The sequence below is a fragment of the Arthrobacter pigmenti genome, from assembly GCF_011927905.1.
GTDB lineage: Bacteria > Actinomycetota > Actinomycetes > Actinomycetales > Micrococcaceae > Arthrobacter_D > Arthrobacter_D pigmenti.
Map to the genome: position 1 here is coordinate 2,339,386 of NZ_JAATJL010000001.1, position 16,872 is coordinate 2,356,257.

12 protein-coding genes and 1 pseudogene are annotated in these 16,872 nt (G+C 64.4%); 5 read left to right on the forward strand and 8 right to left on the reverse strand.

Translation table 11 applies throughout. The features are described 5' to 3' along the window. Positions 1–57: 57 nt before the first annotated feature. Positions 58–669, reverse strand: a complete 612-nt coding sequence (locus BJ994_RS10805) for a GNAT family N-acetyltransferase (protein ID WP_167995977.1) — start codon at positions 667–669, stop codon at positions 58–60. Between the two features lie 8 nt (positions 670–677). Next, a complete protein-coding gene (gene galU / locus BJ994_RS10810; RefSeq protein WP_167994028.1) occupies positions 678–1,580 on the reverse strand; it encodes a UTP--glucose-1-phosphate uridylyltransferase GalU in 903 nt (300 codons plus the stop codon). 74 nt (positions 1,581–1,654) lie between these two features. Between galU and BJ994_RS10815 the strand changes: the two genes are divergently transcribed. The 3 genes and pseudogenes from BJ994_RS10815 to cpaB all read left to right on the forward strand — a co-directional run bounded on the left by BJ994_RS10815 (position 1,655) and on the right by cpaB (position 3,559). After that, positions 1,655–2,272 carry a 5-formyltetrahydrofolate cyclo-ligase gene (locus BJ994_RS10815; RefSeq protein WP_167994030.1) on the forward strand — a complete coding sequence of 206 codons (618 nt, stop codon included), beginning with the start codon at positions 1,655–1,657 and terminating at the stop codon, positions 2,270–2,272. A gap of 135 nt (positions 2,273–2,407) precedes the next feature. Continuing rightward, positions 2,408–2,548 (forward strand): annotated as a pseudogene (locus tag BJ994_RS18420) (FmdB family zinc ribbon protein); the annotation flags it as partial. A 339-nt stretch (positions 2,549–2,887) separates the two neighbouring features. Then, positions 2,888–3,559: a Flp pilus assembly protein CpaB gene (gene cpaB / locus BJ994_RS10825; RefSeq protein ID WP_167994034.1), complete on the forward strand. Its 672-nt coding sequence runs from the start codon at positions 2,888–2,890 to the stop codon at positions 3,557–3,559. Between the two features lie 32 nt (positions 3,560–3,591). Here cpaB and BJ994_RS10830 read toward each other — a convergent pair whose 3' ends face one another. The 4 genes from BJ994_RS10830 to BJ994_RS10845 all read right to left on the reverse strand — a co-directional run bounded on the left by BJ994_RS10830 (position 3,592) and on the right by BJ994_RS10845 (position 10,695). Next, complete coding sequence (locus tag BJ994_RS10830; protein WP_167994036.1) at positions 3,592–7,677, reverse strand: DUF4011 domain-containing protein; 4,086 nt, start codon at positions 7,675–7,677, stop codon at positions 3,592–3,594. 97 nt (positions 7,678–7,774) lie between these two features. Beyond that, positions 7,775–9,361, reverse strand: a complete 1,587-nt coding sequence (gene guaA, locus BJ994_RS10835) for a glutamine-hydrolyzing GMP synthase (protein WP_167994038.1) — start codon at positions 9,359–9,361, stop codon at positions 7,775–7,777. A gap of 45 nt (positions 9,362–9,406) precedes the next feature. Next, positions 9,407–9,868 carry a DUF3817 domain-containing protein gene (locus BJ994_RS10840; protein ID WP_167994040.1) on the reverse strand — a complete coding sequence of 154 codons (462 nt, stop codon included), beginning with the start codon at positions 9,866–9,868 and terminating at the stop codon, positions 9,407–9,409. After that, positions 9,865–10,695, reverse strand: coding sequence for an SURF1 family cytochrome oxidase biogenesis protein (locus BJ994_RS10845; RefSeq protein WP_167994042.1), 831 nt, complete (start codon positions 10,693–10,695; stop codon positions 9,865–9,867). Before BJ994_RS10845 ends, BJ994_RS10840 begins: the two co-directional genes overlap by 4 nt. A 153-nt stretch (positions 10,696–10,848) precedes the next feature. Here BJ994_RS10845 and BJ994_RS10850 point away from each other — a divergent pair, with 153 nt between their 5' ends. Next, positions 10,849–12,567, forward strand: coding sequence for an ABC transporter transmembrane domain-containing protein (locus BJ994_RS10850; RefSeq protein ID WP_167994044.1), 1,719 nt, complete (start codon positions 10,849–10,851; stop codon positions 12,565–12,567). After that, positions 12,560–14,347 carry an ABC transporter transmembrane domain-containing protein gene (locus BJ994_RS10855; RefSeq protein ID WP_167994046.1) on the forward strand — a complete coding sequence of 596 codons (1,788 nt, stop codon included), beginning with the start codon at positions 12,560–12,562 and terminating at the stop codon, positions 14,345–14,347. The genes BJ994_RS10850 and BJ994_RS10855 overlap by 8 nt, the downstream gene beginning before the upstream one ends. Positions 14,348–14,467: 120 nt before the next feature. Here the strand turns inward: BJ994_RS10855 and BJ994_RS10860 are convergent, their stop codons facing one another. Further along, a complete protein-coding gene (locus BJ994_RS10860) occupies positions 14,468–14,953 on the reverse strand; it encodes a PTS sugar transporter subunit IIA (protein WP_342450358.1) in 486 nt (161 codons plus the stop codon). A gap of 174 nt (positions 14,954–15,127) precedes the next feature. Then, positions 15,128–16,852, reverse strand: a complete 1,725-nt coding sequence (locus BJ994_RS10865) for a glycerol-3-phosphate dehydrogenase/oxidase (protein WP_167994048.1) — start codon at positions 16,850–16,852, stop codon at positions 15,128–15,130. Positions 16,853–16,872: the final 20 nt, after the last annotated feature.

The following is a 16,872-nucleotide window of genomic DNA, read 5'->3' on the forward strand; positions in this document are numbered from 1 at the left end:
ATTCAACCCGGTGTGTCCCCGCTGGAATCCTGGAAGTTGGGCAGCGGGTGCGAAACCTCAGCGATGGAACGCAAGCCAGCGGCGGAGCAAGCCGCCAGGCACCTCGTCCGCAGTCAACGCGAAGGAGCGGTGGTCCGCCCATGAACCTGCGATGTGCAGGTAGTCCTTTCGAATGCCTTCGTCGCGGAATCCAAGCTTGCGCACCACACTGAGGCTCGCCGCGTTCTCGGGCCGGATGTTGATCTCCATGCGATGCAGCCCGAGTTCCCAGAAGCAGTAGTCGGTGGCAAGCGCGACGGCGGTGGGTGCGATACCGCGTCCGGCGCGGTCCCTTGCCACCCAGTAGCCGAGCGTTGCCGTCAGCGCCGATCCCCACACGATCCCGGAAACCGTCAGCTGCCCCACGATCGGCCGCCTGCCACCTTGCCGCTCAGTGATGACGAACGGCAGGGCGCTGGCCGCCCGAGCCTGCGAATTCAGGGCACGCACCATCTCGTGATAGTTGGGGAGGTAGCCGCCCGGTGCGGGGTTCGAGGCTTCCCACGGCGAGAGCCAATCCAGGTTGCGCTGCCGCAACTCCATCCATTCCCGCTTGTCGCGGTGGCGAATGGGGCGAAGGAATAGGTCTTCGGATTCCAGGGTCACCGGCCAGGCGAACCGCCCCCACATGTTCGTGGCTAGCCGTCGAGGGAACCGGTGAACTCCCGCAGCCACGCCCGCAGGTCGGGGCCGAGGTCTTCACGTTCGGATGACAGGGTGACCACTGCCTTGAGGTAGCTGAGTTTGTCCCCGGTGTCGTAGCGACGGCCGCGGAAAACCACGCCGTATACCCCGGAGCCCTCACCCTCGGCAGCTGCAAGGGTCTGCAGTGCGTCGGTCAACTGAATCTCGCCGCCGCGGCCCGGACCGGTCTGCTCAAGTACGTCGAACACCCGCGGATGGAGCACGTACCGGCCGATCACGGCAAGGTTCGAGGGCGCCTCATCAACTGCAGGCTTCTCCACCAGTTCATTCACCCGGACGTAGTCCGCCCCGTCCATCGGGGAAATATCAGCACAACCGTAGGCACTGATCTGGGCAGGATCGACCTCAATCAGGGCAATCACAGAACCGCCGGTCTTTGCCTGGACCTCGATCATGGTTTCAAGTAGTTCATCGCGCTCATCGATGAGGTCATCGCCGAGCAGAACTGCGAACGGCTCATCGCCGACATGCAGCCTTGCACGCAGCACCGCATGGCCCAGACCCTTGGGGTCCCCCTGGCGCAGATAATGGATGTCCCCGAGCTCGGACGCTACGCGAACGGCGGCGAGCTTCTCATGGTCGCCTTTGTCCTCGAGGATCTGTTCGATGAAGGGCACACGGTCGAAGTGGTCCTCCAGCGAACGCTTGTTTCGGCCGGTGATCATCAGGACGTCATTGATCCCTGCGTTGACAGCTTCCTCCACCACGTACTGGATGGCCGGCTTGTCGACAACGGGCAGCATTTCCTTGGGCATTGCCTTGGTTGCAGGAAGGAACCGGGTACCCAGGCCTGCTGCGGGAATGACGGCCTTATTCACTCTTGGTCGCTCAGTCATGGCACAACACTACAGAATCGCGCGTGTGTTCCGCGCACGGACTACCTGCCGCGCCCGGCGGTAGAGTCGGCTTCATGGACTCCGACGTTCGTCTCACTGGCAAGGAAGAACTCAGGCGTGCGCTGCGGGAACGACGCACGCAGGTACCTGAGGAGGCCCAGCGCACCGCTGCAGCCTCCCTGTCCGGGCATGTGCTCTCCTGGCTCGCCGCAACCTCGGCTGGGGAGAGTTCGGGCACGGTCGCCGCATACCTCTCCGGGCCGCCCGAGCCTGGAACCGGGGAACTGCTGCCGGCGCTCCGGAAGGCAGGGTACGACGTCGTCGTGCCTGTGTGTGAACCGCAGTACCAACTGAGCTGGGTGCGCTGGGAGCCGGGTGTTGAGCTGGCCAAGAGCCCTCGCGCGCCGCTCTTGGAGCCTGTGGGACGCCGATTCCGCTTCACCGAGCTGGGAACCATTCAGCTGGTTGTTGTTCCCGGCCTGGCGATGGATGCCGCCGGGAATCGCCTGGGTCAGGGCGGAGGCTACTACGACCGCTTCCTCGCGCAACTTCATGCCGAGCACCCTGCTGCACCCGCCATCGGTTACCTGTATGACGAGGAGGTTCTCCCGAAAGGCAGTTTCGGCGCCACTGTGCTGGACATGCCACTTCCCGGGGCCTTCACGCCGTCGGGCTACCGGTCGGCGCTGTGAGCCGGACGCTTTGGCCTATTCGATAGAAGTACGTCCGTCAGTGTAGAATTGGCACTCGGACCGGCGGAGTGCCAACAATGAACGTGTCAGGGCTTGACGACGGACCGCCACCAGCGTTTTCCCAGGAGGATTTCCATGCCTACATACGCTTACGCCTGCAGGGACTGCGGCCATGCCTTTGACGTACAGCAGTCGTTCTCTGATGACTCACTTTCGGTCTGTCCTGAGTGCGAAGGGCTGCTCCGGAAGAAGTTCAACAGCGTCGGTGTAGTTTTCAAGGGTTCAGGCTTCTACCGCACGGATTCCCGCTCCAGCTCGTCCTCCGTTGAGGCAGGAAGCGGCTCCTCTTCGAAGTCATCCCCGGCGTCCGGTTCTGGTTCATCCGACTCATCCTCGTCGGCTGCCAAACCGGCCTCAGGGTCCGCGCCTGCGTCCAGCCCATCGAAAGCTGCCGCAGCCGCGTCTGCCTGAGCCTCAGGGCTACTGACTGCAGTTCCCTGCGCAGACCTGCCAGCCGCACCACCCTTCCTGCACAGCCCGCACTATTGGAGCGAGTTCTCCACATAGTGCGGGCTGTTCCAGTTCCGAAGCCGGGCGGCCAATACCGTGGTGGGCATGAGCGCATCAACCAGACCAGCCAATCCGCTTTCAACCCGGGTACGGTCCTTCCTCTTCCGTAAACGGCGGCTGCTCGCGGCCGGCGTGCTGTGCGTGGCCGCCGGCGTTGCCGTCGAAGCGCTCCTGCCTGCTGAAGCGGAGACCACACCCGTGGTAGCGGCCGCCGCGGATCTTCCTGTGGGCAGCATCATCACGGCTGACCAGCTCGCACTGGTACACCTGCCGAGGGAGGCAGTTCCGAAGCACGCATACTCGTCGGCTGAGCTCGTGACAGGTCAGCAGCTGGCAACCCCCGTATACGCCGGAGATGTGATTGCCGAGAACTTCCTCGTTGGTGAGGGGCTGTTGGCGGGAACGGACAAGGGCACCGTCGCCGTGCCGCTCCGGCCGGCCGATGCCTCGACCGTCCAGTTGCTCTCGCCCGGACAGCGCGTGGACGTGGTCCTCAGTACGGGAAACGGCTTTGAAGTCTCAGGCAAGAACACCGTGATCGCGAAGGGCCTTCCCATCCTCTGGACCTCGGAGGAACCGGCCAGCGGGCCGTTCTCCCCCGCCGGCAGTCAGCAAGACGGCCTGGTTGTCGTAGCGGCCAACCCGGATGAAGCGGCAACACTCGCGGGCGCATCAAGCAGCGGTCAGGTACACCTTGTGCTCACCGGAGGCGGCTAAGCGGCAGGGGATCGCAACCGGTCAGTCTTCACCTAGCTCCAATGCGGAGGTTTCTGTTCCTTCAACCATTCGTCGTGGTTACCATCCTCGTCGTTCCAGGCGCGGGGGTCGTCTTCAGCGGCGCGCTGCGGGATAACGTCCCCGTGCGCTCCGGATGATGTTGAAGCCGCTGAACTCGGCTGGGCGGCCAGGGAATCCTGGCCCTCCTGCTCAGGCGACTCCTCCTGCGCTTGCCCGTCGCTGCCAACGACGCCCTCGGTTGCGGGAGCCTCCCCTGCAGCTCGGATGTCCCCTGCAGCGCGGACATCGTCTTCGGCTGGAGTCCCGTTTGGGGTTCCCGAGTTCATGTTATTTCCGTTTCCTGCAGCGAGGCCGTTTCCGTCAGCGAGTCCGAGGTACCGGCCAACCAGGTCTGCGCAACCCTCCGGATCGGTGAACACTTCAATCGTCCAAAGCGGCATATAGCGCCAGCCCATCCGCTCCAGAAGCTGGGGGCGCAACCTGCTGCGTTCACGCACGGTCAGCGCCCGGTAGCGCTCTGTACCGTCAGACTCGATGGCCATCGGTGGAACGTATTGATCAGGGTCATCGCCGTCACTCCCCAGCCGGGAGCCGGTCGCCACAATATCCAGGACGCCCTCAGGATGTGCTGAGACGTTGCCGCCCCGGTTGCGGAGGCGTTCAATGAGATCGGCCACGAGCGGATCCTCGTTTGTGGAGTCGACCGGCGTGGACGTTGATTGCTGTTCTCCGCCGGAGAGTTCCCGGCGCAGCAGCTCATAGAAGTCGAGCGCGCCATGTCCGAGCCGTTCAGGGTCGAGGTCCTCCGGGCGGAAGCACGTCAGCACATGCAGACGGTAACGCGCGCGGGTCAGGGCGGTGACGAATGTTCCACGACCGCCCGGCACGGACAGCGGACCGAAGTTGTGCAGGGCCCTGCCATGCGGGGTGCGCCCGAATCCGAGCGAGAAGATGACGGCGTCGCGCGTCAGACCTGCCGCACGATCGATCGGCACAACCCGGAAGGATTCCCTACCGGGTTTGAAGAAGTCGGCAGCCCAGGGAGCATCCGCCATGGCAAAGCGCACTGCCTCCCCCACGCGCTGTGCGTGGCGGGCGCTGGCCGTAACAACGGCAAGCGAGTAGCTGGGACGGGAGCGGATGTGCTCGAAAACCAGGTCCACCGCCCTCGTGACCTCGGCCGCGACGCTTTCAACGCCGTCGTGATCGGCGCTCGGCATGCCTGTGCCGTCCGGCAGGTACTCCACTGTCAGTGCGCGGGCCGCACCTGTAACTTCCGATCCTGACGGCAACCGGGTCAGCGAGCCGTCGTAGAAACGCTCGCTCAAAAAGGACGTCAGCGCTTTGTCCACGCCACGGTAAACCTCGCGCAGGGGAAGAGACGGCAGGACCGCACCGAGCGCGGTGAAGGCGCTGGGCAGGTGCTCGGGTGTGGCGCGGCGCCCGTTTTCGACCGAGACCGTGAAGCTGCGGGGCCCGTCAAGCTGGTCGTCGCCGAAGGCTATGACCTGCCGCGACCGGGCAAGCGCGGGCACAACCGACTGCAGGGAGATCGACTCCGCATCGAGCACAATAACGGCGTCGAAGGTCTTTCCCTCAGGGAGTACCAGCGGAAGAACCAGGGGGCTCGCTGCCCACACGGGCATGAGCGCGGTCACCAGTTCATCGGCGCGGACGCTCAGTGCCTCAAGGTCCGGGGCGCCGTCGCGCAAAAGAGCCCGCAGCTGTTCGGCTTCCGCGGGCATGGTTTCCAGCGCGGCCTGCCAGCGTTCAGCGAGCGCCCACCGGATCCTGCCCGCGCCGGAAGCGACGTGGGCATTATCCGCCAGCCGGTACTCGGCCTCGAGCCTGCGCAGACTTTCGCCGTCGGACATAGCGAGGTAATCATCACCGCTGATCATTGCCTCGAGTGCGGACTGCCACCACGCCAGTTCCAGTTCCCCGCCGACCTGCCGGGGGCCCACCTCGCGCGCCGCGAGGTCATCCAGCAGCTCTCCGAGCCCGTTCTCGCGCATTTCGTCGATGAGAAGGGTGCGCTCGGGCAGGGTTGCAAGACTCTGTTTGTCGCGTGCCAGGGCAGCAAGATGGTCTATCAGCTTCTCCACGGGCATCTTCGCGAGTTTTGGTGCACCCGCTGTGCCTGCCAGTATCCCCGTTATTTCGCGGAGCTGGCCGTCTACCTTCCGGTAGAAATTGTTGATCTCGGCGAGGCCGGTAGGCACGGAAGGGTGCCGTTCGGTGGTGGCGTATTTCGTCCACAGGGTCCGCTGCTCCTGCACCTCGACCAGAGACTCGTGCAGGTCTGCGATGTGCACGCCCGGCCGGACGTACTCCTTTGCCACACGGCGCAGCCGGGAGCGTGTCATCGAGCTCATCTCGATCGTCCGCTCGCGACGCCAGGACGAGGAAGCAGTCGCCGAGATCAGGTCCGTAACCGGACGGTCAAATATGTCGGGCGTGAATTTGTCGAGGCTTGCCCGCACGGCGACCAGGAGGTCGAGCTGCCCGCCCCATTCCTCGAAGGTGACACCGAGCTCGATATGCGAGTGCTCGGCGACGGCACGCACTTTGTCCCGCAACAGCGGTATGTCACGCGCAAGATCGACGGCGAGACCGTGAGCGTCTTCGGTTTCCTTGCGGTTGCGGAGCTTGGCGCCATACCAGGGGCTCTGGGTCGCTTCCTTACTGAAACCACCGAGCTCTGCCGCCCGGCGAAGCCGCGCTGTGAGTTCCGCCCTGTTGGGAATACTGTCCATGACGCTGCGCTTCAGCCGGACGGTGGTTGCGGGCGCTGGGTTCAGAGAGGTGAGCTCCGCGAGGGACTGCATCGCCTGGTACGGCGAGCACCCCCAGCGCGATCGAACGTTGTGCAGGGAACGGACGTGGTCAAGCAGTTTGTGGCGGTGGGACACGAGCGTCTCATGCAGCGAATCGAGTTGCGGTTTCACCGCTTTCTCGTTCCGCACGATAGCTCGGACGAGTTGGTCGGTCAGCTGCGGTGGGGTGCTGTTGGCACTTAGCTGGAGCACAAGTGAGCCAAGGTTGACCGCGTCGAGTTCCTGTACAAACTGATTCAGTGTTCCGCGGCGTTCGGCGACCACAAGAACGCTCTTGCCCTGCTCGGCGAGCGCCGCTGCGGCGTTGAGCGCAGTTTGGGTCTGTCCTGTCCCCGGAGGCGAGGAAACGACGACGGATCCACCGGCGGCGACGGCGTCCAGGACACGCTGCTGTCCCGGATCTGCGTCGAGAATGAGGAACTCGGAGGAAGGATGCCTGTCATCGAGGGGCGTCTCGCGGGTGGGAGCCTCCGCGTCCGAGCGCGCTTCGATGCCCTCCCGCGCGGCGTCCATGAGCGCCGAAAGGAGCGGGTGCTCGGGGCTAATGGCAGGATCCGCCCCCACGTCGGCAAGGTCAGCGAAGGTTGAGACCAGGATGTGGTGCTCGATGGTCATTCCACGGACGTTGTCCGTGAGCATCCGGAGCTTGTCCAGCACTGGATGCGGATCGAACCGGGCGGTGCTGTATGCCAGGCGCGCAATAGCATCGGCGTCGCATTCAATGCCGTGATCCGTGCGCAGGGTGCGGACCAGGGCGGGGTTCAGCCGCGCATGCTCGGTGAGCTGGAGCTCGTAGTCATCCTGGGACGCATGAACCGTCAGCGTCACTGCCGTGAGGAGGACCGGAGCGGTCAGCGAGTCAGTCCGGCCGTCGTCGGCCATAGTGCGCCACGAGGCGGTTCCCGCGGCGAGGTAGCCGACATCGATGCCTCGCTCGGAGGCAAGCTCGTATACCTTCGCCCGCAGCAGCCGCGCGGCCTTCATCGCTGCCGCATACTGGTCCGCGTCCCGCAACAGTGTTGACAGGCGGGTGCGCCGCCCGGCAAGCAGCTGGGCGAGACCCGAAGGGTGGGCGTGAGTGAGATCGATGCTGTTGGCTCGCGAGGGGGTGAAGTGGAGCAGAGTATCGATGCCCGCGTGCGGTCCAAGCCTGCGCAGCCATGGGATCAGGAAATCCTCAGCGGAGTCCCCGGCGTCCTGCACTGGCACGGTTGTCCTCTTCCCTACGGCCTCACGACCTGATCTTGACCAGATAGGCATGTCTTCCAAGCTAACTGACGGCACGCCCGACCGCCTGCAAGCAACGCGGACAGGACTTCAAATTCCGAAGCTGTGCCCGGCAGCTACAGCGGAGACGCTACTCCCATTCGATAGTTCCCGGCGGCTTGCTGGTGACGTCGAGGACCACGCGGTTGACGCCGTCGACCTCGTTGGTGATCCTGTTGGAGATCCGGGCCAACAGCTCGTATGGAAGACGCGACCAGTCCGCGGTCATGGCGTCCTCGCTCGATACCGGCCGCAGGACGATGGGGTGGCCGTAGGTGCGGCCGTCACCCTGAACCCCAACGCTCCGCACATCCGCGAGGAGTACCACAGGCATCTGCCACACCTCGTTGTCGAGGCCGGCAGCCGTGAGTTCCGCGCGGGCTATGGCGTCTGCCCGGCGCAGCAGGTCCAGCCGTTCCTGGTTGACGGACCCTACAATGCGGATGCCGAGTCCCGGTCCGGGGAACGGCTGGCGTCCCACGATCTCGGCGGGTAGGCCAAGCTGGGCGCCCACTGCGCGCACCTCATCCTTGAACAGCGTGCGCAGCGGCTCAACGAGCTCAAACTGCAAGTCCTCCGGCAGGCCACCGACGTTGTGGTGGCTCTTGATGTTGGCTGCGCCCTCGCCGCCGCCGGACTCGACAACATCCGGGTACAGGGTTCCCTGAACGAGGAAGCGGATCTTCTCGCCGTGCGCCTCCGCCTCGGCGATGATGGCGCGCTCGGCTTCCTCGAAAGCGCGAATGAACTCGCGTCCGATGATCTTCCGTTTGGCTTCGGGATCCTCGACGCCTTCGAGCGCGTCCAGGAACCGTTTCTGTTCGTTGGCGACGTAGAGGTTGACGCCGGTCGCGGCGACAAAGTCGCGTTCGACCTGCTCTGCCTCGCCTTCGCGCAGCAATCCGTGGTCAACGAAGACGCAGGTGAGCTGGTCGCCCACAGCACGCTGGACGAGAGCGGCAGCGACGGCGGAATCAACCCCACCGGACAATCCGCAGATCACGCGGGAATCCCCGACCTGCGCCCGGATACGCTCGACCTGCTCCTCGAGGATGTCCCCCGTGGTCCAGTTCGGATGCAGGCGCGCTCCCTTGAAGAGGAAGTTCTCGAGCACCCGCTGCCCATGGGCCGAATGCTTCACCTCCGGATGCCACTGCACACCGTAGAGCTGCTTACCTTCGTGGGCGAACGCCGCTACCGGAGCGCCGGCAGTGCTTGCCAGAACATCGAAGCCGGCTGGCGCTTCCTGAACCGAATCGCCGTGACTCATCCAGGCGTTCTGGTGATCCGGGGTGCCTTCGAGGATGGACCGGGCGCCTTCGGAGACCGCGACGTCGGTGGATCCATACTCCCGCAGACCGGTTTTCGCGACGGTGCCGCCGAGAGCAGAAGCCATCGCCTGGAAGCCGTAGCAAATGCCCAGAACGGGAACACCGGCGTCGAACAGTTCCGGATCAACGCGCGGGGCACCTTCCGCATACACGCTGGAGGGCCCGCCGGAAAGGATGATCGCCACAGGATTCCGGGCGAGCATCTGCTCAGTGCTGAGGGTGTGCGGGACAATTTCGGAATACACATCCGCTTCCCGGACGCGGCGTGCGATCAGCTGTGCATACTGGGCGCCGTAATCGACGACAAGAACCGGCTGGTGTTCTGATGGGGAAACGGGGGTACTCACGCGTCAACAATAGTGGTAGCGGGGCTTGAGCTGCACATCGATTGCTCAGTACCTTTTGCTTGCTTCGGGATGCGCGGCCAGCTCTTCCTCGACCCTGCGGTGGATGCGCTTCTCCACGATGAAGGAAAGCAGTGGGACCACCCCGCCGAGCGCGATCAATACGAACCGCGAGAAGGGCCAGCGCATGAACTGCCACAGCCGGAAATCGGCGATCAGGTAGACGACGTAGAGCCAGCCGTGAACGATCAGGACCGCAGTGGACAGGTTGAAGCCTCCCGCGGCATCGGCTGCCGCCTCGTTCACCAGTCCCAGTGCCCCGGCGGAACCGCCGGCGATGATCTCCGACTGGAACCCGTACTTCGCCACCATTTCCACCACGACGAGCAGCAGCATGACGCCGGTGGCATAGGCAAGCACCTTGTAGAAGCCCAGGGCCGAACGGATCTGTGCGTGCGTGCCTCCGAAGCGGCGCTTCTTGGCCGCAGGGCGGTGTGCAGGTGTGGTCACGTTTTTACCTCGTTGGCTTCAGGCGGGGTTGGGAGTGGATCTTGTTCGTGCTGCTCGTCCTGATCCTCCTCAAGCCGCCGACGGTGGTCATCGGCCACCAGGCGCCACCACAGGAAGAATGCGAAGCCGGCGAAGACGAACCATTCGACGGCGTAGAAGATGTTGAGCCAGTTGACCGGTGTTTCCTGCGGTTGCGGAGCAACCGTTACAGCTTCCAGCGGTGGTTCGGGTGCAAGCGCTTGCCCATCGACGACGGTGTTGAAGGACACCACGAAGCCGGAGTAGGCGGCGGAAATGTCCCAGACGTTGATGAGCTCAGCCACGGACAGCGTGGGGACCTGCCCAGGGACCGGACGCTGGGCCACCGGGGCCTCGGTTGGTAGCAGACGGCCTTCGACCGTGGCTGGGCCGGTAGTTTCAGGGACTGTTTCGGCCGATTGGGCGTCCGGGACCCAGCCGTGAACCACCGGGATGACCGCGGGAGGCGCGGGGGCGCCGTCGTCGTTGGTTTGGTTGACCTGAAAAGCCGAGACTACCCATAGGCCCTCACGCTCGCCCTGCAGGCGGGTCTGGACGAGAACCCGAGTGTCTGCAAGGAAGCGGCCCTCCATGCTGACCATCTGGTCCGCCGCCGTCGCCATCATGGGAACACCGGGTTCAAACACTTCCTGCAGGGGTTTTACCTGTTCCGTGGTACTTCTCGGCGGGGGTGCGGAGTCCTGGGACCGGCTGAATTGCCACTGGCTCAACAGGACGAAAACCGCAGCGATGGTCATCGCGAAGATCAGCGCGAGGATCCATCGCGGCTTGAGCGCGGTTTTCAACACTCTTCAACGGTACTTCCTGAGCGCTTGCGCCAACGAATTGCGGCTCTGTCCAGGGAGCAGACCGAGACGGAAATCACGTCGGGAGCGGACACAGTAAAAAGTGATTGGGAAATATCTATCACTTCGAGGGAATTGAGACTACGATTGATTCTCGTGCGCTCGTACCCCTACCCCGATCCAGGCCCTCCTGACCTTCGTACTCCTACCCGCTACCTTTTGTGGCTGGCATCGAAGCAGAAGGGCACGCTGGCGGCCGCCGTTGTACTGGAAACGCTCCTCATGGTGGCGCAGGCAGTGGTGCCCTTTGTGCTCGGCCGTGCAATCGACGATGGCATCATCGCAGGCAACACCGACACGCTGCTGATGTGGGTCTCGGTGCTGGTCGCATTGACGCTGGCGCAGGCCTTCGCCGGCATGCTGGGACACCGCGCGGCGATCAGCAACTGGATGCAGGCGGCCTTCAAGTCGATTCGCCTCGTGGGCTTCAAAATCACGCGGACCGGCGACGCGCTGCCGCAGAAGCTCTCCACGGGTGAGGTTGTCTCCACCGCAGCATCAGATGCCACGCGCCTGGGCGAAATTTTCTATATAGCGGCCCGGCTTGCCGGCGCTCTCGCTTCCTGGCTGGTCGTGTGCGGTCTGATAGCGCTGAGCTCACCTGTGCTTGCCCTGGTGGTGCTTCTCGGCGTTCCAGCGAGCTGTGCACTGCTGTTGTTCGTGGTGCGTCCGCTGCAGGCACGTCAGCGTGAACAACGCGACGCGTCCGGCAAGATGACCGCTGTCGGCGCGGACACCGTGGCTGGCCTGCGTGTCCTGCGCGGCATCGGAGGAGAGCACATCTTCGTCAACCGTTACCGCGAGCGATCCACGGACACCCGCGACGCCGGCATCCGCGTAGCGCATTCGCTGGCAACGCTGGAGGCGTCACAGGTTTTCATCGCCGGTTCCTTCAGCGTGATTTTCACCTGGGTGGGCGCCACGCTGGTGCTCAACGGCGATATTGAGCCGGGCCAGCTCGTTGCCCTGTTTGGATACTCGATCTTCCTCATGACGCCGATCCGCACGGCAGCCGACGGCGTCTCACACTCGATCCGTGCGCATGTGGGCGCGCGGAAGATCATCAACGTCCTGTCCGTGGACGCGAACGTCTCCGACAAGGGAACCGCCGGTGCCCCGGCAGGTCCCGCAGTGCTTGTGGACTCCGTCAGTTCCGTGGCCGTTCAGCCCGGCCGTTTGACCGCGCTGGTGTCGGCTGACCCGCGCTCTTCGGCGGATCTCGCGACCCGCCTGGGCCGATTCGATGACGCGGTGCTGCGCGAGGCAGTTGTCCGGTGGGGCGAATCTGCGTTGCACGAGGTGCCGCTGGATGAGGTCCGGACCCGGATTGTGGTGAGCGAGGCAAGTCCGCAGTTGTTCACCGGCAGTCTTCGTAGTCAGCTGGATCCGCACGGGCGCCATTCCGACGCCGATATCCTCGCAGCACTTGAGGCGTCCAGCGCGCTGGACATCCTCGACGGGCTGGAGGGTGGGCTCGACCACGAGGTAACCGAACGCGGCCGCGGGTTCTCGGGTGGACAGCGGCAGCGGCTGGTGTTCGCACGGGCGCTACTGACTGACGCCGAAACGCTGGTGCTCATCGAGCCAACGAGCGCCGTCGACGCGCACACGGAGTCCCGCATTGCCGCGCGGCTGGGAAGTGCGCGGGGAACGCCTGGCCAGACCACCGTCGTCGTAACCGCAAGCCCGTTGATGCTCGGGGTAATGGACCACGTCGTCTTCCTCGAGGACGGGCGTCTCAGCACCGAAGGAACACACCAGGAACTGATGTCCAGCATCCCTGCCTACCGAAACGTGGTGATTCGCAGTGAGTGATACCCAGACAGCAACGCATACGCAGGGCGCAGACACGCTTACGTCGGGGAAGCTTCCCGTTGCCGACGCCCGCGCGGTGAAGGTGGAGTCGCTCCGGCTGATCCGCCGGCACAAGGGCGGGCTGAGCAAGGTTGTGCTGCTGTACGTGGGGTCGGCAGCTGCGGGGCTTGTGGGTCCGTTTATCCTCGGCAACGTCGTCGATGCGGTGCTTGCCGGGACAACTGCCGGTTTCATTGCGTCGATGTCACTGCTCATGCTGGGGTTCCTTGCCGTCCAGGCAATCCTCCGAAGGTTCGCCGTGCGTGCGGGAATGGTCTTCGGCGAAACAGTATTTGCCGAATTGCGCGAGGACTTCATGGCGCAGGTGACGTCGCTTCCCCTCTCGACTGTGGAGAAAGCCGGCACCGGTGACCTTGTGTCCCGCACAACCAACGACGTTGACTCCGTGTCACACACCGTGCGCTTCGGGGTACCCCAGGTGGTGGTGTCGGTCGTGACCATCATCATCACCCTCGCTGCTGCCGTACTCACCTCTCCCCTGCTCTCCATTGCACTGCTGGTCGGAGTGCCTTTGCTCTATCCCGCTACGCGCTGGTACCTGAAGAGGAGCTCCGCCGGATACAAGGCGGAGCGGGAGAGTTACGCGGTAGTTAACGGCTCCATCACCGAAACCATCGAGGGTGCACGAACTGTTGACGCGCTCGGTCTAGGTGGCCTGCGCCGCAACCGCATCAATGATTCACTGGAAGGCAGCTTCCGGGCCGAGCGTTACACCCTCTGGCTCCGGTCAATCCTGTTTCCTGCCGCCGATACGGCATTCTGGCTTCCCGTCGCCGGTGTCCTCCTGTGGGGTGGCTGGCTTGCCTCCCTCGACGCCGTTACACCAGGAGCCGTTGCGACGGTGGCCCTCTTTGCGGTCCGGTTGATAGACCCCGTGGACCTGCTGATCATGTGGACCGACGAAATCCAGGTCGGCGCAGCGTCCCTCGCACGAATCATCGGCATCAAGGACGTGCCCTCCGACCGGACAGCCACTGATGCACAGCCGGTAACGGAGGACATCCTGGTCTCAGGGGCCCGTTACGCGTACCGGCCGGGACATGACGTCCTGCACGGCGTCGACCTCCAGTTGCACCGTGGCGAGCGGCTGGCGATGGTCGGTCCATCGGGTGCAGGCAAGTCGACGCTCGGACGTCTGATTGCGGGTATCCATGCGCCAACCGACGGTTCGGTGACAGTGGGCGGTGTCCCGTTGGTGGACCGCCCACTCGATGCGCTGCGCCGGGAGGTGGCCCTGGTGACGCAGGAACACCACGTTTTCGTCGGATCCCTTGCGGATAACGTGCGCCTCGGCAAGGCGGACGCCACGCAGGGCGAGATAGAAAAAGCACTCGACGACGTCGGCGCCCTGGCTTGGTCGCGTGCCCTGCCCGAAGCCCTCGAGACGGAAGTGGGCTCCGGCGCCTACGAGCTCACCCCGGCACAGGCACAGGAAGTAGCACTGGCAAGGCTGGTGCTGGCAGACCCGCACACACTGGTACTGGACGAGGCGACGTCGTTGATCGACCCGCAGGCGGCGCGCGACCTGGAGCGATCACTCAGCGCGGTGCTGGAGGGGCGGACGGTTGTGGCTATTGCGCACCGCCTGCATACAGCGCACGACGCCGACCGCGTCGCCGTAGTGGAGAACGGCAACATCACCGAACTCGGGTCGCACGACGAACTGCTGGCGCTAAATGGTTCGTACGCTTCGCTGTGGAGGTCCTGGCGGACTGAATAGCTTCCCCAATGTGGGCCGCGCTCTTCGCCGGTGAGCAACGTGGACAGCAGCACGAGCAACCTGGAGATTGGTGAGGGAAATTTCCCTCACCAATCTCCAGGTTGCTCCCCGTAGCCGGCATCAGTGGTCGAAGAAGACCAGGGACGAGTTGATGAGTTCACTGATGACTTCGGCGTCGTGAGCCCGGCGCAGGGACTCCCGGAAGTTCTCCTTGAACAGCGAGCGCGCCAGGGTGGCCAGCACCTCAAGGTGTTCCGAGTACGACTCCGCCGGCGTAGCGATCAGAAGCACGAGGGTTGCTGGGCCGTCCACCGCCCCGAAGTCCAGGCTGTGGCCATAACGCGTGACTCCCACGGCTATGGAGGTCTGCTGCACGTACTGGCTGCGCGCGTGTGGCACGCCCACCCCGCCGGGAAGGCCCGTAGCCATCTGGTGCTCGCGGGAGTTGACCTGTTCGAGGAAGGCGTCGAGATTGGTGATCCGGCCGCTCTCGAACAGCCGCTGCGCAAGCTGGGCTGCGGCGTCGGACTTGTCCACAGCCACCATGTCGAGGACCACCAACTCAGGGGTGGTCAATTCGGCGTCGTGCAGGTCAAGCGGTGTCACAACCGGCCTCTCGCGAGTTCTACGGAACGAAAATGCGCAGAAAGAGTGCGCCGGACCAATCCGTTCCTAGCGCGTCAGAACTTCCCCACACTCGCTTCGCTCGTGCGGGTACCCCTGTCCCTAGCGCGTCGGAACCTCCCCACACTCGCTTCGCTCGTGCGGGTACCCCTGTCCCTAGCTTAGCGGCACGATGTCTTCGACCCCCATGCGTGCACTGTCCGCTGAGACGTCATCAGGCTGCTGTTGGCTGAGCCGTTCCGCCTCGACCCTCGCGAGGTAGTGCTTAACCTCACGGTCCACCTGGGCCTCACTCCACTTGAGGTGCGGTGCCATCAGCTCAGCCACCACCGGCGCTGCCGAGACGCCCCGGTCCCAGGACTCGATCGAAATACGCGTGCGGCGGGTCAGGACATCATCAACGTGGCGGGCATCCTCGTGCGTCACCGCGAACACCACCTCAGCACCGAGATAATCGTCCGCGCCGGGAAGCGGCTCGCCGAGTTGCGCATTGTCCCGGATGAGTGCGGCCACGTGCTCGGCCTGGGTCCCGTAGCGCTGCAGAAGATGCTCGACCCGCGCCACGTGGACGCCCGATGCCTCCGCCAGCCGTGCACGTTTATTCCAGGCGGCCCTGTAGCCCTCGGCACCCAACAAAGGAACCGTCTCCGTGCAACTCGCGGGAACCCGCTCATCCAACGCGCGCGATGCTTCATCGACCGCGTCCTTGGCCATCACCCGGTAGGTTGTCCACTTCCCGCCTGCTACCACCACGAGCCCCGGAACCGGGTGGGCAACAACGTGCTCGCGGGACAGTTTCGCCGTGGAATCGTTCTCGCCCGCCAGCAGCGGGCGCAGGCCCGCGTAAACACCCTCAACATCCTCACGGGTCAGCGGACGCTTCAGCACCCGGTTGACGTGTTCGAGGATGTAGTCGATGTCCTTCGACGACGCCGCAGGGTGAGCCTTGTCCAGGTCCCAGTCCGTGTCAGTAGTACCGATGATCCAATGCCGGCCCCACGGAATCACGAAGAGCACGGACTTTTCGGTGCGCAGGATCAAACCAACCGTGGACTGGAAACGGTCCCGCGGAACCACCAGGTGGATCCCCTTGGACGCGCGGACCTTCAGCTGACCGCGCTCCGTGACCATGGCCTGCGTTTCATCGGTCCAGACGCCGGTAGCGTTGACAATCTGTTTGGCACGGATATTGAACTCTTCACCGGTCTCATGATCAGTTACCCGCGCGCCGACAACCCGCTCGCCTTCGCGGAGGAAGTCGACAACGGACACTCGGTTCGCGGCCTTCGCCCCGTAGGCGGCGGCGGTGCGGATCATGTTCACCACGTACCGCGCGTCATCTACCTGGGCATCGTAGTAGCGGATCGAGCCGACCATGGCGTCGTCCTTGAGGCTGGGCGCGGCCCGCAGCGTACCCCGCCGGGTCAGGTGCTTGTGCATGGGCACGCCCCGCGAATTTCCCGAGGTCATGCCCATGGTGTCGTAGAGGAAGATACCTGCACCGACGTAGGGGCGCTCGATAAACCGCTTGGTCAGCGGATACAGGAACGGGACCGGCTTGACCAGGTGCGGGGCGATCCGCTGGATCAGCAGCCCCCGTTCCTTGAGTGCTTCCTGGACCAGCGCGAAGTCCAGCATCTCCAGGTAGCGCAGCCCGCCGTGGATCAGCTTGGAGGACCTGGAGGACGTCCCCGACGCCCAGTCACGCGCTTCCACGATCCCGACGTCGAGCCCCCTGGTCACCGCGTCCAGGGCCGAGCCGACGCCGACGACGCCGCCGCCCACGATCAGGATGTCGAGTTCCTTGCCGGGCTCAGTCGTGGATTTGAGCGCTGCGAGGGACTCCTCGCGCTGCTGCGGGCTGAGGGCGCCTTTGATCATGGCCGGTATCCACCTTCGCT